This window comes from Paenibacillus phyllosphaerae (assembly GCF_014192105.1).
Taxonomy (GTDB): Bacteria; Bacillota; Bacilli; order Paenibacillales; family Paenibacillaceae; genus Paenibacillus_Z; species Paenibacillus_Z phyllosphaerae.
Genome location: NZ_JACHXK010000008.1, coordinates 172,714 through 197,968, shown reverse-complemented (window position 1 = coordinate 197,968; position 25,255 = coordinate 172,714). Strand labels below are relative to the sequence as shown.

16 protein-coding genes and 2 pseudogenes are annotated in these 25,255 nt (G+C 53.9%); 5 read left to right on the top strand and 13 right to left on the bottom strand.

What is annotated here, in order from left to right; genetic code table 11:
• Positions 1–302 precede the first annotated feature (302 nt).
• Positions 303–2,303, top strand: a complete 2,001-nt coding sequence (locus FHS18_RS18505; protein WP_183601579.1) for a methyl-accepting chemotaxis protein — start codon at positions 303–305, stop codon at positions 2,301–2,303.
• A 75-nt stretch (positions 2,304–2,378) separates the two neighbouring features.
• Here the strand turns inward: FHS18_RS18505 and FHS18_RS18500 are convergent, their stop codons facing one another.
• Entirely contained in the window at positions 2,379–4,634 is a 2,256-nt protein-coding gene (locus FHS18_RS18500) for an ATP-binding cassette domain-containing protein (RefSeq protein WP_183601578.1), read from the bottom strand.
• 405 nt (positions 4,635–5,039) lie between these two features.
• Between FHS18_RS18500 and FHS18_RS35205 the strand changes: the two genes are divergently transcribed.
• The gene (locus FHS18_RS35205; RefSeq protein ID WP_183601577.1) at positions 5,040–5,906 is read left to right on the top strand and encodes a helix-turn-helix domain-containing protein; all 867 of its coding nucleotides are present in this window, start codon (positions 5,040–5,042) and stop codon (positions 5,904–5,906) included.
• 90 nt (positions 5,907–5,996) lie between these two features.
• Positions 5,997–6,401: a flagellar basal body rod protein FlgB gene (gene flgB, locus FHS18_RS18490; RefSeq protein ID WP_183601576.1), complete on the top strand. Its 405-nt coding sequence runs from the start codon at positions 5,997–5,999 to the stop codon at positions 6,399–6,401.
• 61 nt (positions 6,402–6,462) lie between these two features.
• Here flgB and FHS18_RS18485 read toward each other — a convergent pair whose 3' ends face one another.
• The 4 genes from FHS18_RS18485 to FHS18_RS18470 form a co-directional block, all read right to left on the bottom strand.
• Positions 6,463–7,332 (bottom strand): formylglycine-generating enzyme family protein, encoded by an 870-nt coding sequence (locus FHS18_RS18485; RefSeq protein WP_183601575.1) that lies wholly within the window; start codon positions 7,330–7,332, stop codon positions 6,463–6,465.
• A gap of 131 nt (positions 7,333–7,463) precedes the next feature.
• Positions 7,464–8,099, bottom strand: coding sequence for a glycoside hydrolase family 11 protein (locus tag FHS18_RS18480; protein ID WP_183601574.1), 636 nt, complete (start codon positions 8,097–8,099; stop codon positions 7,464–7,466).
• 281 nt (positions 8,100–8,380) lie between these two features.
• On the bottom strand, positions 8,381–9,520 hold the full coding sequence (locus FHS18_RS18475; protein ID WP_183601573.1) for a 5-methyltetrahydropteroyltriglutamate--homocysteine S-methyltransferase: 1,140 nt from the start codon (positions 9,518–9,520) through the stop codon (positions 8,381–8,383).
• Positions 9,521–9,773: 253 nt separating this feature from the next.
• Entirely contained in the window at positions 9,774–11,432 is a 1,659-nt protein-coding gene (locus FHS18_RS18470; RefSeq protein ID WP_183601572.1) for an alkaline phosphatase family protein, read from the bottom strand.
• 220 nt (positions 11,433–11,652) lie between these two features.
• Between FHS18_RS18470 and FHS18_RS18465 the strand changes: the two genes are divergently transcribed.
• Positions 11,653–11,976, top strand: coding sequence for a hypothetical protein (locus FHS18_RS18465; protein ID WP_246427749.1), 324 nt, complete (start codon positions 11,653–11,655; stop codon positions 11,974–11,976).
• Positions 11,977–12,285: 309 nt separating this feature from the next.
• Here FHS18_RS18465 and FHS18_RS18460 read toward each other — a convergent pair whose 3' ends face one another.
• From FHS18_RS18460 to FHS18_RS18445, 4 genes are all read right to left on the bottom strand, one after another.
• Positions 12,286–13,329, bottom strand: a complete 1,044-nt coding sequence (locus tag FHS18_RS18460; protein ID WP_183601571.1) for a FecCD family ABC transporter permease — start codon at positions 13,327–13,329, stop codon at positions 12,286–12,288.
• Entirely contained in the window at positions 13,326–14,339 is a 1,014-nt protein-coding gene (locus tag FHS18_RS18455; protein WP_183601570.1) for a FecCD family ABC transporter permease, read from the bottom strand. Before FHS18_RS18455 ends, FHS18_RS18460 begins: the two co-directional genes overlap by 4 nt.
• A 97-nt stretch (positions 14,340–14,436) precedes the next feature.
• The gene (locus tag FHS18_RS18450; RefSeq protein ID WP_183601569.1) at positions 14,437–15,723 is read right to left on the bottom strand and encodes a stalk domain-containing protein; all 1,287 of its coding nucleotides are present in this window, start codon (positions 15,721–15,723) and stop codon (positions 14,437–14,439) included.
• A gap of 44 nt (positions 15,724–15,767) precedes the next feature.
• Positions 15,768–16,226 carry a hypothetical protein gene (locus tag FHS18_RS18445; RefSeq protein ID WP_183601568.1) on the bottom strand — a complete coding sequence of 153 codons (459 nt, stop codon included), beginning with the start codon at positions 16,224–16,226 and terminating at the stop codon, positions 15,768–15,770.
• A gap of 326 nt (positions 16,227–16,552) precedes the next feature.
• Here FHS18_RS18445 and FHS18_RS18440 point away from each other — a divergent pair, with 326 nt between their 5' ends.
• Positions 16,553–18,124: a helix-turn-helix domain-containing protein gene (locus tag FHS18_RS18440; RefSeq protein ID WP_183601567.1), complete on the top strand. Its 1,572-nt coding sequence runs from the start codon at positions 16,553–16,555 to the stop codon at positions 18,122–18,124.
• 89 nt (positions 18,125–18,213) lie between these two features.
• Here FHS18_RS18440 and FHS18_RS35420 read toward each other — a convergent pair.
• The 4 genes and pseudogenes from FHS18_RS35420 to pelA all read right to left on the bottom strand — a co-directional run.
• Positions 18,214–19,383, bottom strand: a pseudogene (locus FHS18_RS35420) (right-handed parallel beta-helix repeat-containing protein); the annotation flags it as partial.
• A 90-nt stretch (positions 19,384–19,473) separates the two neighbouring features.
• Positions 19,474–20,019, bottom strand: a pseudogene (locus FHS18_RS35415) (LamG-like jellyroll fold domain-containing protein); the annotation flags it as partial.
• A gap of 437 nt (positions 20,020–20,456) precedes the next feature.
• Positions 20,457–21,659, bottom strand: coding sequence for a DUF5667 domain-containing protein (locus FHS18_RS18430; RefSeq protein WP_183601565.1), 1,203 nt, complete (start codon positions 21,657–21,659; stop codon positions 20,457–20,459).
• Between the two features lie 211 nt (positions 21,660–21,870).
• Complete coding sequence (pelA, locus tag FHS18_RS18425; protein ID WP_183601564.1) at positions 21,871–25,245, bottom strand: pectate lyase; 3,375 nt, start codon at positions 25,243–25,245, stop codon at positions 21,871–21,873.
• Positions 25,246–25,255 lie beyond the last annotated feature (10 nt).

Here is a 25,255-nt window from a genome sequence, read left to right as displayed (position 1 = left end):
AGAATTACTATAATCTATTTATATAGCTTTTCGCTGCGGAAATCAACCCATTATTTTGTTAACAATTGTTCACACATTGTTTCGGCTCATCCGCAACCATCGATACGTCGTCCAACTCTATTCTACTTTATGCTTGATCGACCGGTATATATGATTATTTCCGCGCTTCACAGTGAGTTGCTACAGCACTCAACGTCCTCTTATTCTCAAAAATTGGCTAGATGAAAATCTACAGAATGTCGACGAAAAATGTCGATAACCTATTAGATGCGTGAAATCACATTTAATAGGAGTGATAATGTTTGATAGGTAATCTCAGAAGCTTACGCTTCCGATTAACGATGATGATCCTGGTACTTACCTTGGTCCCCCTTGTATCGCTTGCAGTCATCCAGATGCAGCAATTCAAGAGCCATGTGACCACGAACATCAATGACGAGGAGATCAGCATTGCGAAGAAGAATGCAGAGGAAGCCGACCGGTGGCTGAATACGAAAGTAGCCGCTATTCAAAAAGTGCTCGAAGACACTCCTAAGTTCAGCGGTCTCGACGCCATTGGCAAAAACACGGCCGTTCAGCCGATCGTCAAGACCGATCCGGAAGTCGTCATGACCATCGTGGCCGATGCGGAAGGCAAGATTCCGGCTGAAGACGGCACGGTTACCGATGTGTCGGACCGCGAATACTTCAAAATAGCCAAAGAAACCAAAAAACCGACGGTCAGCGACCTTCTGATGATCCGCAGTATCGAACAGCTCGGGGTTACGATCGCCGTACCTTACTTCGATGATCAGAATCAATTTCAAGGCATCGTCATCGACGTCGTGTCCGCTGAATCGTTGAAAAGCAACTTCGAGAAGATTAAAGTAGGCGAAACGGGTTATGGGAATTTGTTATCGAGTAAAGGCGTCTTTATGCACCATCCGGATCCGGAAAAGGTGAATAGAACGTATCAGGAAGCGCTCGACAGCCCATCCGCTATCGCAGCTTACGATTCCGCCTTCTCGCAAGATTCGGGGGTCGAATCCTATACGAATGATGATGGGGTCGTGAAAATAGCAGCCTTCGCAACGGTCAGCATCTCGGGCTGGAAGGTCATGGTAACCGTACCTGAGGACGAAGTATTCGGCGAGCTATCCGCTAGTTTGAACCGAATAGCAATCTTGATTATAGTGACCGTTCTGCTCGTCGCTCTGATTGCCGTGTTCACCGCAGGACTCATTTCGGTTCCAATCAAACGGCTGTCGGAATTCATGAACGTCATGGCCGAGGCAGACTTCACGCATGTGCTGCCAACCAAGCTGCTCAAGCGAACCGATGAGATCGGGCATCTAGCCCAATCTGTCGAGAAAATGTCCGCCTCCATTCGATTGATTCTCGGTCAAGTCGCAGGCGAGACGAAGAACGTCAAAACCAACATCGGTCAATCCTCAGTGAGCATGAGCACATTGGCTGCTCAAGTCGAGGACGTGTCTGCCACCACGGAGCAAATGTCAGCCGGCATGCAGCAGACGGCTGCAATGGCGCATGATATGAATGCTACGTCTTCGGAGATTAAGAACGCGGTAACGTCCATCGCCGTCAAGGCACAAGACGGTTCTGCTATGGCGGATGAGATTGCCGTACGCGCCCAGCATTTGAAAGATTCCGCCGTTGCCTCGCGCGATTCGGCTCAGGAAATCCGCGGCGCGATCGAAGGCGAATCAAGATCAGCCATGGAACAAGCCAAGGCGGTCGAACAAATCCATGTGCTGACGGACTCCATCCTGCAGATTACGGGCCAAACGAATCTGCTCGCGCTGAATGCCGCGATTGAGGCGGCGCGCGCGGGCGAAGCCGGCAAAGGATTTGCCGTTGTTGCGGGCGAAATCCGCAAGCTCGCGGAAAATTCGGCCAAAACCGCTAACGAAATTCAAACCGTCGCCAGCGTCGTTATGAATTCCGTCCAAGCGCTGACCAAGAGTTCAGAGAAAGCGCTGGCCTTCATTGACGGAACGGTCATTCGCGACTATAACGCGATGGTGGCCAATGGCGAACAATATTACGCGGATGCCGGATCGGTTCAATCCCTTGTAACCGACTTCAGCGCAACGGCGGAAGAACTGCTCGCATCCATTCAGAATGTCGCGCAATCCATTGAAGAAGTAACGATCTCCAATAATGAGAATGCTTCAGGCACGCAAAACATTGCCGAGAAAACATCCGACATGCGGATTCAGTCCGAGCAGCTTGCCGAACTGATGCTGAAGACGGAAGAAACTGCGGCGCAGTTGCTTGCCGCAGTCAGTAAATTCAAGATTTAAGAGCGGAACGAAGGCCGGCGCATGCCGGCCTTTTTGTCATGAATGGCGCATCGGATCGGGGAGGAAGGAACATAATTAACGTAAGTATTGTCCGGTTATGGAATGTTCCACGTTGACGATCTGCGCGGGCGTGCCTTCGAATACGACTTGTCCGCCCTTGCTGCCGCCGTCCGGCCCCATATCGATGATCCAGTCGGCCTGGCTGATCACTTCGAGGTTATGTTCGATGACGATGACCGTGTTACCGGCATCCACGAGACGGTTCATAATCTCCAGCAGATGGCCGATATCCGACATATGCAAGCCTGTCGTCGGCTCGTCCATCACATAGATGCTGCCCTTCTTATGCAGCTCGCTTGCCAGTTTGATTCGTTGGCATTCGCCGCCCGAGAGGGTGCTAAGCGGCTGTCCGAGCGTGATATAGCTCAGCCCTACATCACTCATCGCCTGGAGCTTGCGCACAACCTCTTTGAGCTCGAAGAACGCCAGAGCCTGCTCCACCGTCATCTCCAGTACGTCTGCAATGGACTTGCCGTTGAACCGATAGGCTAGAACCTCTTCCTTGAACCGTCTGCCCCCGCAAACTTCGCACGGCAATTTCACGGTATCGAGGAATGCGATGTCCGTGTATACGACCCCTTGCCCTTGGCAGTTCTCGCAAGCGCCTTTAGAGTTGAAGCTGAACAAGCTTTGATTCACTTTATTCGCGGAAGCGAACGCCTTGCGCACATCGTCCATAATGCCGGTGTATGTAGCAGGATTCGAACGGGTAGATACGCCTACCGCAGACTGGTCGATGACGATCGCATCAGAATGCTGGCTAAGGAAAATATCATTAATAAGCGTGCTCTTGCCTGAGCCTGCGACACCCGTAACGACGGTCAGCACGCCAGTAGGAATATCTACGCTTACATTTTGCAGGTTGTGTAGCTGTGCATGCTGAATGGACAGTTTGCTGGAAGACGTCCTGCACGCCTCTTTCAATTGGAGCGGCCGGCTCATGTGGTTGCCCGTCAGCGTTCCTGATTCGAGCAGACCTTGGAAGCTTCCTTCGTATACGATGTTACCGCCGCGGTTCCCTGCATGAGGCCCGACGTCCACGATATGGTCCGCCACCTTGATTACATCCGGATCATGCTCGACGACTATGACGGTGTTGCCTTTGTCACGCAACTTCTGAAGCAATTCATTGAGCCTGTGCACATCGCGCGGATGCAGGCCGACGCTCGGCTCATCAAAGATGTAAGTGACATCCACCAGACTGCCGCTCAGATGCTTCACCATCTTAACGCGCTGCGACTCGCCGCCCGATAAGGTGTCGGTCTCGCGGTCAAGCGTCAAGTATTCAAGTCCAATATCCACCAGATGCTGCAGACGTTCCGACAGGGACTTAACGATCGGCGCGGCGACGGGATCGTCAATCTCCCGAACGGCGCGGATCAGCTGACCGACTTCCATGGCTGACAGCTGCGCAATGTTCAGGCCATTGATTTTGCAGCTTAGCGCAGCCTGGCTAAGTCTTGCGCCGTGGCAGCTGGAGCACGGACCTTCGGAGATGAAAGGCGCAACCGTCCGCTGCGTCCGTTCGGACTTTGCCTTCACATCCTGTTTAATGTATTTATTGGTGAATTTCTCGATGACGCCTTCGACCGTCATATTCATATCTTTGCCGGCGAAGTCCACTTTGACTTTTCTCGCCTTGGCGTAGAGCAGCTGATCTAATTCATCTACCGAATAATCGCTTAGCTTCTTGTCGAGATCGAAGATGCCCAGCTGGACAATCATGTTAAATTCCCAGCTGCCCACTCCATAATCCGGCAGCATGATCGCACCTTCATTCAACGACTTGGACATGTCGATCGCCTTGCCCATGTCGACGCCAAGCCGGCGGCCGAGTCCGTTGCATTCGGGACACATGCCTTGCGGATCATTGAACGAGAACAGATTGACGGGACCGACATAAGGCTGGCCAGCCCGCGAGAATAGCAACCGCAGTATAGGCGATATATCGGTTATCGTCCCCATCGTGGAATGGGAGCCGCCGCCGAGCCGTTTCTGGTCGACAATCACGGCCATACTTAGGTTCTCGATCGCGTCCGTATCCGGCTGCGGATATTTAGGCAGGAAAGTACGTACGAACATGCTGAAGTTCTCGTTCAGCAATCGCGTGGATTCAGCGGCGATCGTATCGAAGACGATCGAAGACTTGCCGGACCCGGATACCCCGGTGAAGATGGTAATCTTCCGCTTCGGGATTCGCAAGGACACGTTCTTCAGATTATTTTCCCTCGCACCAGAGATGACGATATACGCTTGATTCGATTCGCTCATGCTTAACATCCTTCCGATTGCGTAAATTTCATTGTCCATCCCACATTGTACCATTCTTCGGGCATGAATGGTCATGCAGCTTGAAGTACCGCCGGCCAATTGTTGCGCACGGATTTAAACCGGCTGCAATTCTGCGGCCGGCTAGCCTCGCGAATCTGGTCCGTCTACGATGCGACTCCTTTTAGGTTATTATACCCCTAGTCTTTTCCTTACTATTTGCTTCCGACACAAAATTGCCCCATTTATCACAGCGCGGATTTCCCTTGTTAATACTTGATATGTATAAATTTAGGGGTATTTTACTGGAAATTGTTATGCTATACAATCGGAGATGAAGATGCGAAAATGGGTGAAGTCAATGTAAACAGATACCCTTTTTCGGGCGGATAGGATGAGGTGAAGGAAGTGCCTGTATTTGAGGCGATTTTCAAAGAAATCAATGTACCGATGGCGATTCTCAAACGCAATTATAAAGGCCTGTATTTCGATCGGTCTAATGAAGCGTTTGTTCAGCTTGCCGGCTATACCGAAGGTGAACTATCCAGATTGAATCCCAACATGATTCTCTATGAGTGGAAGGATTCCTCGCTGCCGGAAGTGAAGACCCTATACACCTTGCGAACGAAGCAGAACCAGCGATTGAACGTCAAAATCTCGTGCAAAAAGAGCGACTCCGACTCCGAACCCGCCTGGATCTTCACGGCCAACGATGCGAGCGCTGAGCTGTGGATCGAGGAACAGATGCGTAACCAGACCATACTTATCTCCGGTATCGTAGATTCGAACCATGTGTTCGAACGATTCGACAAGAAATATCCCCACTCCCTCTTCGACGACGACACGAGTCTGATCGCAAGCTCGATCATGTCCATTATCCATGAAGATGAGCAGGCGCGCATCCGGGAAGCGCTTCGTCGCGCCGTACTCAGCCGTCAAGCAGAGAAACTAAACCTCCGCACCAAGTGGATCGGCAACAAACTCGATCTGGAAGTCAGTTTGACCTTTGCACCGTTCTACAACTTCGACAATTCCTTAAAGCAATATGCTTTCATCGTGACGGATCTGAGGTCCAAGCAGGACGACCCTGCCGTGAAACTGCAAATTATGATGGCGCGGCGCAAAATTTCAGCTCAAGAACTGTCCGAGTCGACCGGAATATCGGTTCAGACTATCTCGAAGCTGCGTAACGGCAAAATCCTTAAACCCCAGCGGTTAACAGCAGAATTGCTGGCCACTGTGCTTGGCGTGAAACCACAGGATATATGGGCTTGAACTTAACTTCCTCGCATCTGCATTAACCATATGAAAAATGAAACCCTCGTACCTTCGCATCCGTAAGAGATGGACTGGAGGTGCTGGCATATGTTCGTGAGTCGAAACTCGATACGTAACGAATCTTTATTGAATATCCTTGAGGTTAAGCATCAGATGATAACGGCTAACATTGCCAATGCCGATACACCCGGCTATAAAGCGAAGAAAGTCGAATTCGAAGAGGAATTAGCGAAGCTGATCCGTAACGGGAATACGGGGAATTTGCAACTGACCAGGACTCATGCGAGCCATTTGCCGCTCAGCAGATCTAGCGTCATTCCATATCAGATTACGGAAGATACGGATTCCATCATGAACAACAATCAGAATAACGTAGATATCGATGCAGAAATGGCAGGTTTAGCAAGCAATCAGCTTGCCTACCAATTTATGATCGATAAAGTAAGCGGGCATTATAACAAATATAAGAAGCTCCTTGCCGATATGAAGTAAGTGTCCATCATCTGGCAAGGACACGAAACCACAGCCTGGCGTCTCATGGACGCCAGGCTATTTACTCGCTTCGAACGATTCGAAAGCCTTGATCAGGGCCGATGCCGCTGGCCTCGAACTTGCCCCGGTAGGCAATCGCCGCACTGCTGGCGTCCCCCATCCAGCCGCCGCCCTTGAGCATGCGCAAGGATCCGCCCGTACTGTTGTTCTCGGTCTCGCTGTACCAATTCCAGCACCATTCCCTTACATTGCCTGACATGTCGAACAGCCCTAACTCATTAGGCTTCTTGCTGCCGACGGGCTGGGTCTGATTATGGTTATTCTCGATAATAGGCCAGTTCCATTCGCCGGACAAATACTTATCGCCGGCATTCCTCCAATACCAAGCGACCTCATCGGCAAGATTGCTGCCGCTATAGGCGTAATTGCTGCTCAGTTGGCCGCCGCCTGCCGCGTATTCCCACTCGGCCTCCGTCGGCAGCCGGTAACCGTTAGCCTCCGCATTGATGGAAACCGTCCATTTGATCACGTCGAACTTGCTGTGATTGTTAGGATCCTTCGCTTGCTTGTCGATGTTGTAATAAGGGTCCAACCCTTCCTTCATACTCCGCCCGTTGCAATATTCGATGGCGTCATACCAGCTCACCATGTCCACTGGCAGATTGTCGCCTTGGAATTCGGAAGGATTGCTTCCCATTACCGAAGACCATTCTTGCTGTGTGACTTCATATTTGCCGATATAGAAATCCGGCATCGTTACGGCATCTCCATAGTAGCTGGAAGCCGTGTTCTTGAATGTCCCCCCTTGGACGAGTACAAATTGATCATCATTCACGGCAGGTTGAGGCTGTATGTTGTCGGCTTTGTCTACCGAACAGCCACTGACAACGAATAGACTTGCTGCAATAAGAACAACGTATCGAACCCTCATCTTGAGATCTCCTTTAAGTGGATGGAATTCGGACTGGTGGCATTCATGCGATAAGGCCGGCGGCTATGAGACCGGCCGGCCTTTGTATGATTCATGCTGGAACGAATTTCGCTTCTATGCAGCTGATCTGGTTACCACACCGTTACGTTCGAGCTGCCGCTGCTTTGATAACCTTCTGTCGCCAATACTTGATAAGACCAGCTGCTGCCCAGGTTCATCCCTTTGCTCTTCCAAGCGTTCACGTGGTTGCTGAACGTGATGGCGACGTTGCTGCCGGTCGCTCGCTTCGACTGCCTTACGCTCCAGTATTGCGTGAAAGTTTGCGTGCCGTCAATGGATGGCGCATTAACGCGCGTTGTCGTATAGATGTCATACGTACCGCCATCGCTGGTCACCGTTCCTTTGTGCGTTCCCGTCGGTCTGTAAGTGCCCCAGCTGTCTACCACGTAATATTCGATGAGCGAGTTTCTCGTCCACCCGTAGAGCGTCAGGTAACCATTGCCGTTCGGCGACCAGACACCGGCGTTATAGTTAACGACCCGGGTCGGCGATCCGGTGGTCCAGCCTTTGCCGACGACGAAGTTGCCGGTATTCGACCAGGTCACGCTGTAATTGCCGCCGGATCCATTGACCGCGTTGACGGTCCCGCCGCCATCGGTCCAATTCTGCCAGTAATCCGTCGCCGCATTGGCAGATGCTGCGAACAAGCTCAGACTCATGGTGGCTGCGAGCAGCCCGGCCATCATTTTCTTTTTGAATTTCAACATAACTTACCTCCTCAATGGTTGGTTGACACGTCTTGCCTGCATGTTGTCGTCGGATGCTGCTTTTTGCAGTACGTAACTTCGCTGTGTCATTCTCGTTGTATGGCTGCTGATCACCTCCCCACAACGTAAATTATAGAAGGTAAGCGCATACATCACACTTTGGAAATTAAAGATTAATCCCTAGATTTTTAACATTTTTAGTAAGGAAGGCGACGCAGCTTCATGGCAAAACAAATAGGCCCGCGATATACGCAGGCCTTCATCCGGATTACGAATATAGATTACTTCCAAATCTCTTCGGCGATTTCTTTAATGAACGCAAGTTTGCGCCATTGCTGCTCTTCGGTCAGGTGGTTGCCCTCTTCCGTGGAAGCAAAACCGCATTGCGGGCTCAAGCAAATCCGGTCGAGATCGACGTATTGCTTCGCCTCCTCGATCCGCTTCAGAATCTGTTCCTTGTTTTCGAGTTCGCCGAATTTGGAAGAGAACAGACCGAGCACGACCTGCTGATCGTCTTTCACAAAACGAAGCGGCTTGAAATCGCCGGCGCGTTCGGTATCGAACTCCAGATAGTAGCCGGAATAATTCTCGATGCCGAGCAGCTTCTCCGCGATAGGCTCGTACCCGCCGCCTACACCGGCATGCGTGGACACATAGTTGCCGCGGCATACATGCGTCGTGACCACAAGATCTTCCGGCAGTCCCGTTACGATATTCTCGTTCAGCTTAGCGAATTCATTGGCGTAGTCGGCCACATTCACGCCGATCTGTTCCATGATGGCAATGAACTGCTCATCGCAAAGCGCGCCCCATGTGCAATCGTCGATCTGGAGGCTGCGGCAGCCCGCTTCATAGAATGCCAGAATCGCGGCCTTATAGGCTTCTGTAATATCGGCCAGAAGTTCTGCCCGGTCCGGATAAATCGCTTGCGTGAATTCCTTGTTCTCGGCTCTATCCAGTTCGAACAACAGCTGTGCAGCGGCTGGAATCGATTGGCGGGCGGCAACGTCATCGCCTGCGATTTCGTTCAGGAATGCGAAGTGTGCGACGAATGGATGGCTCGTGAAACGAATTTTGCCGGTCAGACGGGCTGTCTCGGGTCTGGATTGGGCGCCGTTGAACTGGTAACCTTGGTCGATGATAGTCCGATCTACGCCGTCGAAGCCCCAGAAGAAATCCAGATGCCACCACGAGCGGCGGAATTCGCCGTCGGTGACGGCTTGGAGGCCGACTTCTTTTTGCTTCTGAACGAGCTTCACGATCTCGGCATCTTCTATGGCTGTCAGCTGATCGGCCGTAATCTGGCCATTCTGAAATTGCAATCGTGCGTCCTTCAGCGCCTGGGGACGCAGGAAGCTGCCCACGATATCGTATCGGTACGGAGTAACGGATCGTTGTTTAAGTTCGGTATGCGTGCACATAAGTTATTCTCCTTTTTGCCGTGAAAATGAGTATAAAAGTAAGATATCACAACCGATTAGCTATAGCGTGCTGCGAATATGTTATAGCTGGTTATAATTAGAAACTATATCGCAAGCATGATGATTCGAGATCGTTGTTGCTCCATTCACCATCAGACGCCTATTCGTGCGGGCATGCTGCAATCGAGCGTTCCGTTATGCGTAGTGAAAAAGCCCCCGCCTGACGACGGGAGCTTCGCGGTTCTGCTGACTGTTAGCGGATAGGCGGATGCCCAACTTGCGCGTTCCCTGTAACCAATTGGCGCAAATACGACTTGAAATCGACGATGCGTTCGCTTGAAGGCTTGCTGTCCGTCCCCGCAATGATGACGGGGATCAAGGACTCGATGCGGTGCAACGAACCGTGCGCCCCGCCTCCCTCATGCGTGGTCGAGCTGTAATCGGCGAACTCATAGCCTAGTTTCGTCGTAATGATCATATCTACGCCTTCATGGGAATGAAGCGCTGCGTACAACCGTTGCAAGCCGTCCGGGTAATCCCCGTACGTTATGCGAAGCCCGGCCTCATCCCGCTCCAAGTCCAATACGCTTTCATCATTTTCCACCGTCCATGCCTGGCCGTACGGATCGACCAGCTTCCCGCCCGGATGATAACGAAGCTCTCGACCCGTCCCGGCATTCCGTACGTATATCCAGCCGTTCTCCTGCCAAGCCATGAAATCGATGCGATCATCCTTCATGAGGATGTCGGCAAAATCATCGGGCCCATACCGGTCATTCACGGCGTAGAGATACGACATCGTTTCATTGGCCGCGATGACCAGATCGGTATCCGGCGTAACGGGATCGCCTGGCCGATTCACGTTCCAAGACTGGAACAGCATCGGCAGATTGATCGTAGGCTGCTCGCCGCCTGGCAGCACTTGGCTTACCCCGCTGTCCCCCATTATAATAATGACCGCCTGCCGAAGCGCTTCGTCCATCGATCCGTACTGCTGCAGGATGGAGCGCAATTGTTCGTCCGCTGCGCGCAAGCCATCCATGCCTTCCTTAGCGGCCGGACCATGGCGATGCAGCTTCTGATCCAGATCGGGCAGATAGACGAGGAGCAGATCAGGCACTTTGCGATGCTGTATCAAGTATGTGGCGACATCGACCGCATATTGATTGTCCAATCCCATACGGTGCAGGAGATCGTCTTTCAGATCGATATAACCCTCCAGCGGATTAGAGAATGCGCCGAAGGTGAATAAATCAGGCGCCTGTACCGCAAACGATCGCGGCAGTTTGGTCGGCGCTTCCAGCCATTTCGGAAAATGAAGCTGATGCTCGGTATTTCCTCGATAGACCAGACCGTTGACCGATCCCGACTGAAAGCCCTTTTCGGCCAAATCTTCATAGATCGTCGGAGTTTGCCGGTTCAGATGTTGGCCGTTCAGCTCGACGAAAGCATGCTCGAGGAACGGGTTGACCCCTCGCTTGAGCAAATCTTTGTAACCGCTCCCGTAATTGATCATGCGCTGCTCGGCTGCCGAATACCAGACCAGTCCGGGAATCCGATGCTTGTCCGGATACGTGCCGGTCAACAGCGTGCTGTCAATCGTGACGCTCATCGTCGGGAAGGAGCTGACGAATTGGGGATAATACTGCCCGCGGTCAATCAGTTGCCGGAAAGTCGGCAGCATTCCCTGACGGACGCCTTCGTCAATCGAGGAGGATAGCAAGGAATCCACCAAGAATACGATGACCGGCTTGGAGCGATGTGCGGTCGCCTTATCCTCCGTTGATTGGATATGAAGCAGATCCGTCTCCTTCGGATCCGGGCGTTGGGCACAGCTTATCGTGAACATCGTAATCAAGGCCAAGATAAACGATATTGCCAAGATTCGCTTGCTGAATCGATTGAATTCCATACCTACTCCCACCTGTTGGATAATCTTCTCACTTCATTGTTTGGAAGCCGGCCGCAAAATATGTAAGCCGTCCTTCTCCGCATGATGATCGAACAGGCTGATGGAGATGTAAGCAACGCCAATTTCAGGATAACTAGGACTCATTAAGCCATACTACTCATGGATAACTCAAGCGCAATTCGTGGGCATTACAGTAAGGCGACATGAAGGAGGAATGACCATGTCACGTGACGATTACAGTCCGGAAGGCAAAGGCGATCAGGAATTCATCGATGAGACCAAACGATATCCATACTATACCGATCTGGCTTCCGTGGAGTCTCAGCGCAACGACATGAATGCGCAGGAATTCCCCGAAGGACCTTACGGTTCCCGAATCGTCCCCCCTCGGCTGGGCAAAAGCACGCCTTGGCGCGAAGATCAGCGCGCATCGAACCGCTTCGATTATGAGAACCGTACGCTGCATGCGGGCTTGGACCGCGACTATCCCGGCGATCAAGACGCGGGGAACGCGGCGGAAGATACGTTCGGTGAAGACGTATAATCGTCTGGACCTAACAACGTGCAAAGGGCAGCCGGTCGTAGCACCGGCTGCCCTCTATCTATATGCACGACTATCACTTACTTCGCGATCAACTCAGCCAACGCTTTGAGGAACAGAATGAGAAGCTCTTGGTAACCCATGATATCACCTCCTTTCATTCATAGTCATGAACGGCGGAAGCAATCCCTTGATATCCCTGTTTACCATAACTATATGCATGAACGGCACGTCCATCTGCCAACTTTTTCATTAGAATAAGTACAAAAAAGGCCGAAGGAAGTCGACGCTTCCCTCAGCCGCGATCAAGTGCTACATCCGGTTATTCCTCGTGCGGTACAGCAGATAAATAAAGAATGGCGCACCGATTGCCGATGTGAACACGCCGACCGGTATATCGAGCGGCATGAACAGCGTGCGGGCGAGCAAGTCGGCAAGCGCGACCATGCAGCCCCCGATCAACGCGGAGAGCGGAATTAGCCTGTTCACGACGGGACCAACCAGTCTGCGTGCCGCGTGCGGCGCAATGAAGCCGACGAAGCCGATCACCCCGCCGATCGCCACGGCCGAACCTGCCAAGGCAACGCTCAACATGAGCAGCAGGAACCGGTCACACTCAACCGAGCTGCCAAGGCCGGCCGCGAGCTCGTCGCCCAACAGCTGCACGCTCATCCGCCGCATCATGGTCGCGATCCCTGCCGCGATAACGACCGTCCATGGCAGCAGCACGCCGACATGCTGCCAGGTCGAGCCGTAGATGCTGCCGGTCAGCCAAGTGTACGACGAAGCCGCGGTATAACTGGGACTGAATACCAGCATAAAGGTCGTCACGCCGGATAAGAGCGAAGCGATCCCGATGCCGATCAAAACGAGCCTTGCCGTATGGACCCCTTTCTTCCATGCGAGCGCATAGATGAGCAGCGCCGCTCCGAACGCCCCGAAGATGGCGAAAAGCGGCAGGAACGCCAGACTGACCGCGCTTGGAATGAAAGTAATAAAGGCTACGGCTGCGACCGATGCGCCGCCCGTTATGCCAATCACGTCCGGCGCGGCAAGCGGATTGCGTATGACGCTCTGCAAGATGGCGCCGGATACGGCTAATGATGCGCCCACGAGAAGGCCGATGACGAGTCTCGGCGCCCGGAACGTTCGTACGATGAGCACATGCTCCGAGTTTCCCTGGCCCATAAGTGCTTGCCATACCGCAAGCGGAGCGATTCGCTGCTCGCCTAACAGCAGATTGGCTGCAGATAGGGCTATCAAGAGCATCAGGAAGAAACCGGTAGCCCATAGGGTTCGACGATGGCGCGGAACCGTCACCGGAATCCCCATCCGTTGAAGCTGCTCCTGCCTCATAGACTTCTCAGCTCCTTGCGGGCGATGTAGATAAAGAAAGGCGCGCCAATGACCGCCATCATGATGCCGACAGGCATCTCTTCCGGCATAATAATGAAACGGGCTGCAACGTCGGCGAGCAGCAGCAGAATAGCTCCGAGCAGCGCGCTGTAAGGAATGAGAAGCCGATAATCCAATCCCGTGATTCCTCGAACGATATGCGGAATGACGATGCCGATAAATCCGATCGGACCTGCGACGGCGACGGATCCGCCCGCAAGCATGACGACCAGAAAGCCGGACAGCAGCGTAACGGCCGTCGTCCGCTGCCCGAGTCCTTTGGCCGCCTCTTCCCCCATCGCTAATATGTTCAGCTGCTTCGATAAGAGGAGCGCGCCTAGCCAGGCAATCGACATATATGGGATGACGGCCATCAGCATAGACTGTTCCCTGCCAGCGATCGAGCCGGTCAGCCAGAAGAGCACGTCCTGCAGGCCGTTCTCGTTGCGGACCAGCAAGCCTTGGGTGAACGACACGAACAAGGCCGTCATGGCTGAACCGGCCAGAATGATTTTGAGCGGCGTCAGACCGTCTCGTCCGAGAGATCCGAGCAGATATACGAATGCGGCGGCAACAGCGGCCCCACCGAATGCGATCCATACGATCGTGCCCATGTGCGTGACCGAGAAAACCGTTATCGCTGAGACGACAGCCAGCGTTGCACCGGCGTTAATCCCCATAACGCTTGGGCTGGCCAACGGATTGCGCGTGACCGCCTGCATGATCGCCCCCGCAACGGCGAGGCTCGCTCCGACAGCCGCAGCAATGAAGGCGCGCGGCAGCCGCGTCGTCCTGACGACGATCTGCTCATTGATCGCCGAGTCGTACTTGGCGATGGATGCCCACACATCGTTCCAGCTAACGGTCAGGAAGCCGAAGCGGATGCTGGCTAGCATGCACCCGGCGCAGAACAGCATGCCCGTCAAAAGCCCGACTGTATGTATAATCGCTTGATTAGGCTTCGTTATCATATACGGATGACTCTCCTATTCTCGCCTGAACGCCAAAAGAATGAGCGATTCGCTCATTCTTTTGACAACCTCATAATGGGATGCTTCGCCCTGCTGACTACTCCAAATCGAAGTGGAAATAGAGATCGTCGAGCAGCAGATCCGCCGCCATTGCTCCGCCGGACAAGTTCCAGGTAACGGAGTTGACCTTGTAATACTTGTCTTTCTTCACCGCATTTAAGTTCTTCCACAGGTCGCTAGTCGTCCATTTCTTCTGATGCTGCAGCACGGCCCCATCGCCATCCCAATCGGTCGTGAAGTCGAAGATGTAATCGCCGTCGAGCAGGCTGACCTGTTCCAGCGAGCTGACCGTAATGAATTCCTGGCCGGTTGCCAGCTGCTGCTTCGGCGTCGAGAACCCGAGCTCTTTGAAAATTTTATACGCGAAACCGGCGTTGTACGCACGTGCGCTGCCATCCGGATTGAACCGGATAATCGAGATCGCCGCGCCTTTGTCCTTGGCCGGCAGCTTGCGCTTGAAGTCTGCGACCTTCGCTTTCCATTCGGCAAGGAATTCAGCCGCAATTTCTTCTTTGTTGAAAATCTGCGCTTGAATTTGCAGGTTGTCCTGCCAATCGGACAGATCTTCGGTTACGATCGTCGGGGCAATGGATTTCAGCTGCGCATGGATCTTCTCGTGGCGCACTTTAGTCGCGATAATCACATCCGGCTTCAATGCTGCGATCGCTTCGAGATTCGGCTGCGTTTCGTCTCCAAGCGTCTTCGTACCTTTCAATTTCGGACGAATATATTCGTAGAAAGGCTGCTGGATATAGGACTCTACTGCCCCAACTGGTTTCACTTCGAGCAGGACGGAGATATCAACAGCTCCGTTGAACAGAACTACAGCCCGCTTAGGCACGCTGTTAAGCGTCGTCGAGCCCAAGCTATGCTTGATCGTTTTCTTCGTCTCCAGGGCCGCCGTCGACGTGCTGGCTTTCCACGTAACCCATACGCCAAGCGACTCGCCCACGAAACGAAGCGGAACCAACAGCGTGCCCTTCACATTCAGCGGAGCGGCATCCAGCTTTGCGGAGCTGCCGTTAATCTTGGCGGTCTTGCTCCCGACCGTGAGCTCGACCGTCTGTTTGCCTTTCGTAATCGTAGCGCGGTTCGTCTTGCTGTCGAACTTGACGGTAGCGCCGATCGCTTCCGCAATGGCTCTGTATGGAACGAATGTCCGGCCGTTGACAGTCTGCGGGCTGACGTTAGCAGTGAGCTTTTTCCCATCGACCGTGACGTTCACCGCCTTGGCAGCGGCTGTTGCCGTGAAGCTCGGCACTAGGGATAACAGTAATGCAAAACATACGAATAAACTGACGAAACGCTTCTGTACCGTGACCATGCTTGAAACCACCCATCCCCTATTTGTTTACGTTGGTGTGTTGCTCAAAAATGTTGCTTCAAGTCGCGAAGATGCTGATATAAGCTGTAGTCCAGCTCGATCAGTACATCCTTCGAGCGCTTGTCCGACGCAACTTCCGCCATTAAACGCTGCAGTTCGCCGTCGATCGTCTCGTGGAGACTCCCGTTAGCCGACTTCACGTCTGCTTGCATCGCAACCCAGACGCCGGCCATTTCTGCCGCAAGCTTCTTGATCTCTTCCGTTTGCTCCGCTTCCACGGCCTGCTTGAATTCCTTGACCGCAGATTGCAGCGATTCGATTCCGCTCTTGGTATCCGAGATCGTCGCAGGCGTCACGCCCGACCAAGGATCTTGCTGTACTTCGGACGAAGTTTGACTTACGTTCGCGGAAACGGAATTGCCGCTGCCGGAATCGCCGTTGCCAGCTCCGTTGCTGCAGCCGGCCGCCGCGAATAAGGTGAAGCTTGCCAGCAGCAGAAGCATCCATCGTTGCTCCCGCTTAAGGCCTGCATGAATACGTCTTTCCGAATCGATAATGCCGATACCTCCGCTCTAGACTGAGAATGATTTTCATCATCATTGTACAAACCGACACTATCATTTTGTATACACGGGATTGCCCGATTGATATGGACAAAATCGTCACAGTTGGAGCGAGATACATAAAATGGGTTGTCTGCCGAGGCGGCCGACCGTATGATAGAAGTAGTGAGAATAGTTCTCAAGACTGCGTTCTCCACATTAACGAAAGGAATGAACTTGCCTTGCCTTCATCTCCTTCCCCTCATAATTGGATCTCTTACATCCCGTTGACCTTAAAAGAACATCACTATGAACCCGCCTTTCGCTCTAGGCGAATAGAGCTTGCGCGTGCTTCCATCGTATATATCAAGACCGGCAGCGGCAGACTGTTCATCGACGAGCATTCTTATACGGTACATGCTGGTTCCATCGTTGCATTAAAGCCTGGAACAACCTTCATCGTACATAATCACTCCGCATTGCCATTAGAATTGTTATTGCTGCAGTATCAGTCGGTTCAGCTTGCCAGCGTGACTGCTTCACGGCCATTGAAAGCTACGGAAGCGGATTCTTCTTATCCTTCTGCTTCCGCAGCTATCGCCACACCGGTACGATCGGCGTCAGCCGCAACCTTGCTGGAGCATCTGCAGAAGGCCTGGACAAACCGCAGCGAGCTTGGCTTCATCCGGCTGCAGAGCCTTTTTCACGAGCTGCTGCTCGATGTCTATTCTCGCTCTACCACTGCTCAGCGCAACGCGATGCCATCTATTCAAGCGATGCTGACTTACTTGGAGGAGAACTATGCCAAACCGATCGCGATCCATCAACTGCCGGAGATGGCCGGGATGACGGCAAGCTCTTTCTGCCGGGCGTTCAAGAAACGAACCGGGATGACGCCGATCCGTTATTTGACGCAGATTCGGATGATTAAAGCCAAAGAATTGATGAGTCATGAGGGGATGCCGCTGAAGGATATCGCCATCTGCGTCGGTTATCAGGACGAGCTCTACTTCAGCCGCGTCTTCAAGAAAGTCGAAGGCGTCCCTCCTTCGGTCTATACGAAGCGCCGCGAGAAGAAAATCGCCGTGATCAGCACGTTCCTGCTGCAGGATCATCTGCTGGCGCTCGGCATTCTCCCTGTCGCCGCGCCGAGTTATCCGAACTATTTTCGCACCGCGACCGGATTCCCGTCTTATTTGGAGGATCGGCTGCCCGGAACCGCTGCGCTCAACGCAGACCGAACGATTACGTACAGCGACGTTATCCCTTTCGCCCCGGATATGATCATAAAGTCGGTATACCAGCATAGCGATGCTGACACCGATTGCAGCAGCGAACCGAATACGATCGTGCTGGACCATTCGACGACGTGGGAGCAATATTTGCGCAGAATCGCGGAACGGGTGAAGAAGGAAGCCGAGGCCGAGCGAATCATCCGCCATCTATCGAAGCTCGAACAGGAAGCGCGCAGGAAGCTGGAGCGAGTGACGCAGCGGGGCTCATGGGTTATCATTCGGTTGATCCATCAACGCTGCCGGCTGTACGGAACGCAAGATCATACCCTGACGGAGCTGTTCTACAGCCGCCTCGGCTTCCAGCCCGATGAACGGATCGCGCACGGCATGTATCAAGAAGACGCTTATGATCGGCTCATCGAGCTCGATCCGGAGAATATCCTGGTCGTCTGGAGCGAAGAGGACGAACTTAACGCTTTCTCGGCAAGGAAGGGTTGGCAGAATTTGCAGGCGGTCCGGCAGAATCGCGTCTTCATACCGGACAGCAAGGAATGGGATCCTTGGGGGCCGATCGGTCGCGAGCATATGTTGCGGATGATGGTGAAGTACTTCGAACGTAGATGAGACGAACGCGGGAAGAGCGCCTAGTTCGGACGAAGTCTGCGTTAGACTCATCCGCTCCAGGCGCTCCTTAACTTGCGAGCTATATCGCGTTACCTTGCGCCGATATTCGTTCCGCTTGGCGTTCCGGCTCCCTTCAGATCGCTATTATCGGCCAGTTTCAAGAAATTGCCGAGATTCGGCGATCCGTCCGCGTTCCGCGTAACCGACGGCGCAAGGCTGACGAAATCCGCAGCGCTCGCCAATCGCCCATTCGCGTTCACGCTCGCGTTATTTTTCCACCAGACGTTCGACCCGCTTACATCCGTACCGCTTGTTTTATCGCTCGAACCGCCGTCCAGGGAAAGATTATTCGTGAAGAGATGCGTCCCGACATCAAAGGCAAAATTGCTCTGGCCGTTGTCCCAGGACGTATTATTCGTCATCGTGATCGATCCCGGGTTGCTGTTATACGTAAAGCCATGCTTCTTGTTCTGGAAGGCAATGCTTCCGGTCACGATATGGTTCACCGGAATCTGCTCGCCGCCCAGCTTGAATCCGTTGCCGTCGCTGTTGGTCGTCGAAGTGCCGTCGGATGTCTGTCCGTTATGGTGGGCTATGCTGTTCTTGATCGTCACCGCTCCGATCGGCCCGGTGTCCGTCTTCGCGTACAGATCCCAACCATCGTCGACATTATAGGCCGCGATGCAGCCGTCGAACACGTTCCCTGGACCGACCGTCAGCTTCGCCGCGAATCCGTCCGCATCCTCGCCGTTGTCCGGATCGAAATTGTCATGCGAGTACGAATGGATCACTTGGTTATACTGCGGCCACTCGCTATTGGCTGCCGTTGACGCATAGCGCCCAAGTTGAATGCCCGTATCCCGGTTATGATGGGTTTCCACATTGCGAAGAATGTTGTAGTTGCCGCCGATGAAGATGCCGTTATCGCCAGCTCCTTTCACTTCGATGCCTTGCACGGTCCAATAGTGGCCGAATAGCTGCAACCCCCGATTCGCCGATCCAAAGGATTGGCCCGAGAAATCGAGCACCGGCTTCTCGCTGCCGTAAGCGACGATATTCTTCCGGCTGCCGGATGTTCCGTCATTCCCGCGCTCAACCGTAACGGTGGACGAGTAGCTGTAGATTCCGCCGCGCATGTAGATCGTTTTGCCCGCTGCGATTCGCGTAAGCGCAGCTTCCAAGGACATAGGGCTGTCGATCGTACCGGTATTGCTCGCTGTGCCGGTCGGGGAGACGAACAGATCGCCCGCAGCCGGTGTAGGCGGGGTTTCTCCTCCTCCATCGCCTGGATCCGTGCCCGGATCGGTGCCGGGATCGGTTGTGGTCGAGCCGGTCGTTACCGTCACGTCATCGAACTTCGCTTTTGTCTTAACGGCAAGAAGTCCGACGCTTCCGGAGGCAAGCGCGTTATCGGTGGCGGTCAGCTCCAGAACGCCGTTAACGTACATGTTGATGGTCGATCCGTTCATTTCCAATTTGACCGTGTACCATTGTCCGGAAGACAAGGCGTATGTCTTGGAAGCCAGTGTGGACGAGGAGCCGCTCACCTTCTTGCGAATCTCCAGTTTGCCTCCGCTGCTGTTATACAAGGAAGCCGCATAGTAGTTGTTCCCGTCCGTGTAACGGCCGGCTACGTACGTCCGGTTCGTTCCGTTCCAGTCGTCCACTTTGACCTTCGCTTCGACGCTGTAATCCGTCCAAGAAGCGTTGCCTGCCGAAGTGCGTCCTTCGCTAGTACCTGTCTGCGCATACGCATAATTCCCGTTATCGGAGACGACCGACCAGCTGCCTGTCGTCGCTGTCCATCCCGTAGCGTTGCCATCGTTGAAATTATCGTTAAAAGGCGTCTCCGCAGAACTAGTACCGTATAGAACGAACGGAACGGCTAGCACCATACAGAGCGTGGCCGCCGTTGTTTTGAAAGCGGTCTTCTTGAACAGGTTACGTGTTTTCATCATCATCATGGCCTCCTTTGAATTTACCTTTCTCCTAGCAATCCCGGCAGTTACGACCGACGGTTAAGACCGGCTGATCATCAGCTCCTTCCTCCCGCATAAGCGCCCGTCAGAGTAGCGGTTCTATTCCTATGGTAACGAATCCCAAGCTTAGGCGAAAGGAAAGAACCCGGGCGAATTCGTTCAATTTTCCGCACGGAAATCGCTTCCCGATCTGCCTGCCAGCGAGCAACGTCCGATTCGATCGGCGCAACTAATAAAAATCCGGGGAAAGACCGGATTTTTCATGCGTGAAGGGCAAAGAAAAGGCCCTAGTTCCGAAAATCCGGACTAAGGCCTTTTCTATGACTTCCATCGTCTTCAATTAATCAGTCGTATTACGATTTGTCTTCCTTCTTATGGTCTTGTCCTGCGGACTTACTGCCTGCATTCGTTTTCTGGGCAGCATGCGCTTGCGCTTTCTCCGGTTTGTTGGACGAACCGTGTTCTTCCCCGGATTGACCTTTGGTCTTAGGCTTGTCCGCTTGGGCGTCTTCACGATCCTTGGCTGCTGCCTTCGCCTTGCTGTTGCCGGACTTTTGCGATTCTTGGGAGACGGATGTTGCGGTGCCCTCCACGCTAGTTTGATTAGTCGTCGTTACGGCTGTCGCTGCCGCTTGAACTTCCGTAGCCGTTGCTTCGTTCGACGTCGCTGGCGTCTCGGTCACATCTGTTGCCGTCGTATCGGAAATTACGGTCGTGTCTTCCGTGACCTTCCCGCTCAGTTTGGTCAGCTTCTTCTCCAGACGGGCAAAGGACTTCGTGATATTCTTCAGCAAAGAGCGCTGCGCTTGCGGATTCTCAACTTTATCCAATGCGGCGGAGAGCGCCAGAATATTATGCGAAAGCGCAACTTTCACTTTGTCGGCTTGTTCGGGATCAACGTCCTCATCCGCTTCTGCTAGTGCATCCGCCGAAGTTGTAGACTCGCTTATATCGGTTGTTTCGTTCACTTCGGTTGTTTCGCTCGCCTCGGTGGTCACACTCGCTTCAGTTGTTGCAGTGGTAAGAGTAGACTCGGAAGTCGTGCTCGCCGCGGTGTTCGCGGACGTCTGTACTTCCGAAGAAGAAACTTCAGCCTGTCCTTCGGCCGCTTCAGCGTCGGCATTCTCAACCTCGTCAGCCGGGTCTACGACAGAAGCAGCTGCCTCCATCGCTTGCTGCTGCTGATCCAAGGAACGCTGCAGCGTCTTCTCCGCGATCTCGTCCTCGCCATGCTCGAGCAGCGCCGCCGACTCGGCTAGACGCTCCTGCGCGAACTGCGCGAGCAGGATCGCTTCTTTCATGTCATCGCGAGTAAGGGCCAGCTGAATGTCTTCATAGATCGATTTGACGAAATAGAAGAAGTCGCCAGGCAGCAGAGAAGGCTCTTCTTGAACAGCTTCCGTTGTGGCTGTCGTCGTTGCCGTTGCCGTTACCGTATTCGCCGCTTGCGTATCCGCTTCATCCGCCCATGCCGAGCCAATCCCGCAGGAGAAGGCAATCATGCCGGCCAGCGTGCTTTTCGTAATAATCCCCTTGAATTCGATCCTTGTACGCATATTCCATCATCATCCTATTCTTGTTGGTGTTTGCTGCAGCAGTAATTAAGAATACGTAAGGAGGGCGGATTTTTAGGGGGGTGTCCGACATAGCAGCTTGTGGAAGATGAGATCGGCGTCATCGATTACGGTCAAATAAAACGGCCTTCAGCCCATATAATGCTGGACCAAAGGCCGTTTGATGAACGCGCAAAAAAATGAAATATAACATCTAGCTTGCGGACGGATTCCATCCCTTCAGCACGTTCTCGATTGTCCATTCCGCCGCTTCTTCGTCCTTCAGCTGCGGACGCGAATCGTTCACGGCCGCGCCTGGCCCCGTGTTCATGTATTCCGCGAAACGGGCTTCCTTCCAAGAGAATCCGGACATATCGGTCCAAGGCTCGGTCTTGATATGCGCGCCCATCTCGGTGTTCATATAGACGACGCTCGCGATGGCGTTCGGATTGCCGCTCGGATGCCAAGGCCGGCCAAGATGAACCGTGCCTGCCGCCGCATCGCTCGTCAGCTTGCTATTCAAGATCAAATAACCATACGGCTCGTCGATCATTGTGCTCGCAGCGGTAATATAACCGTTGTTCGTGGCGGATCCGCGGTCGAGGGAATGAATGGTGCATTCGTTAAAGACAGCCCGGGATCCGCCGAAAATAAAGTCGACGTCGCCTTCGATATAGCACTGCTCGAAATATTGCGTTCCGCCATTCGTCAGCAGCGTGTCTTGATTACCGAGGAAACGGACATTCGAGAACGAGATGCGCTCCCCGCTGACGTTCATGGCAACCGCCTGTTTATTCGACTCGGTCACTTGGCTCTCGTCCGTGCTGTTCTCGAATGTGATGTTGCGGACGCTCACATCGCTAGCCGCGATGAATGCCGTTGCGCTGCCGCTCGTTCCGAAGGTTCCGCCGGCGCCGTTGCTGCGGCCCGAATAATTGTCGAATGTAATGACCGTCTTCTCGCTATCTTCGCCTTCGAGCGTAATATACGGTTTGTCGCCCGGAATTCTGACGACTTCCTTATACACGCCGTTCTTCACTCTAATCGTCACCGGCCGTTGGTTGCCTGCAGGCACTGCATCGACCGCGGCCTGGACCGTCTTGTATTCGCCGCTGCCATCGGCCGCGACGGTCAGCTCATTCTGCATCCGGCCCAGCTGTTCCGTAACGCTCGCGACCTGAGTAAGCTGCCCTTGCAGCAGCGTTCTGCCGTTCCGGTCCTTAGAGCTTGCGCCGACCACCTCCGCGTAGATTTTGCCCGGGAAGTAGCCGGTAGTCGAAGCTGTCGCCAACAGCTGCTTGGCATAACTTCCGCCCCACGAATACCCGTCCCTGCGTTCCTTCTCGATCTCCTGAATCGTCGATTTGATGACGCCGTCGCGGCCGGAGAAGATCGGCTTGTTCGTCCCGATCTCATAGAAGCGATACCAAGTCGTTGCTTTCGGGTCCTGGATAAAATAGACGCCGTTCGGATCTCCGCTCACATAGCGGATTCCCTCCAGCTTCACGTCGTCGAACCATTCCAGCGCCCCTTGAACCGCTCGCTTGATAGCAGGTGTCTGAGCGGGTCTGCCCATCAGGAAGCGAACGATGCTGACCGATTCGGAACCGGACAGCGAAGGATGCTCATAAGTACGCGCGCCCTTCGGCTCGAACGTGACCGGATCGTGCTGGGCGCACCAAGCGAGCAGCTTGCCGTCGACTTTGATCTGCGCATCCAGAATATAATCGACGCCGGCTTGGATCGACCGCTTCAGCTTCGAAGCCAGCTCATCGCCGATCAGATCGTCCGTGAACGGATAGCTCCGGTTCGCCGCTTCGTCCATCAGCTCCAGCACGTTAATCATCGCATTATCGTTGAAGGTGACGTAGTTCGAATATTGTTCCGGATCGCCGGGATTGCCGCGCTTCGGATAGACCTGCGTGAAGCCGCCGGTGTCCGTCTGCAGCAGGAACAGGAAGTCGAGCCCTTTCAATATCGCTTGCTTGTAGGTCTCGTCCCCGGTCGCCTTGTACACCTCCGCGAGGAAGCGCAGCTCCTTCACAGTCGCATCATTGTCGATCATTCCGAGCTCCGTGCCGTCCGCATTGGTCCACTCCGAGCGCTTCGACTTGCCGTCCCACGGCTTGCTGTAGTCGATCGCCTTCGAGAATCCGCCGTGGTCCATCTGCCAGGTCACCATATTGTCGGCTTGAACGATGGCTGCTTCCAGATCGCCGGTGAACGTTTGCTCCGCCTGCTTCACTTGGAATGAGGCGTCGGGCTCCCACTTATCCAAGCTTTGCAGCACCAGCACCGTCTGGCCGAACCGATTCACGCCTTGGGCGGCCTTGCTGACGCGCAGCTGCTTGAAGTTCGGCGTCAACGATGCCCAGCTCCCGGTCGGGACGCTGATGGCAAGATCCTTGTAATCGAAAGCGTCCAACTGGCCGTTAAGCGTTACCGCAAGCAGATTACCGCTGATCGCTTGCGCGGCAACGACGCTGACAAAATCGGCCCCCGTGTCGTAGTCGGCGGAGACTTTCGCCAGAATGTCCCTCGCCTCTCCGAAGGTAAGCGGCTTGGACGCGCCGAAGCCGCCGGCAGCGGCGGATAGATAGCCTTTGCCCGCCATCGCGCCAATCGCTCCCTTGCTCCATTCCGGCAGATTCCCGAAAGCTTCGGACGCAGAAGGATTAGGCGCAAGCTCGAGCAGTCTGGCGAGAATTACGGCGGCTTCTTGCCGGCTAATCAGCTGTTCCGGCGCCATCGCCCCGTCCGGCATGCCCGTGATGTAGCCCGCCTGCTCAGCCGCTTCGAGCACGTAAGCGTACCATTCTTGCAGCGAAACTTCTCCGATGCTGGTCTCCGCGCCAACCCCCTTGAACCGCTCCTCCTTCACGAAACCGAACGTATCGTTGATCAACGACATGAAGGCGATCCGCGTCATCGGCTCGCTTTCCTGCGGACTGACATGGACGATCAGGCCTAACTGGCGCAGCTGTTTCAGCTGCAAATCACTGAGCAGATCCGACAGCTTTACGACCTCAAGCTCGACTTGCTCGGCCTCGGTCGGCGGCTCGTTATGTATGCGAAGACTGTCTATATTGCCGCCTCCGCTAACGCCGACTGCCGTCGCGCGAACCGTGTTCTGCCCTTTACGGAGCGTGACTTGCGCTGAAGTCGTCAGCCATTTATCGAAGCCCCCGGTCGGATCGAAGGCTAGCTCTTCTTGAGCAACTTCGCCATTGACGGTAATTTGCGCAGGCCGTTTATCCGCGCCGCCATGGGCATAACGGAATTCGAGCGTATAGACGCCCGCCTCCGGCATATCGAATGTCCACTCCAGGTATCCGCCAGGCACATTGGGGTTGAAATCGGTAAAGCCCTCGCCCGTATAGCCGGCGTGCTTCGTATCCACGATCACGCCCTGTTGCTGATCGGCTTGTTCCGCCTCCAACAGGATTTCTACCGTTGCTTTCTCGCTCGTTGTCTGCGCGGAAACCGTAGCCATGACATTCACGGGGAGAGCAGGCCATACCGCGCCCGCGCTCATTACGGCTGCGATGCTTAGGACGGCCGACTTGCTCATAAGCTTTAATCGTTTCATGTGGTTCTCC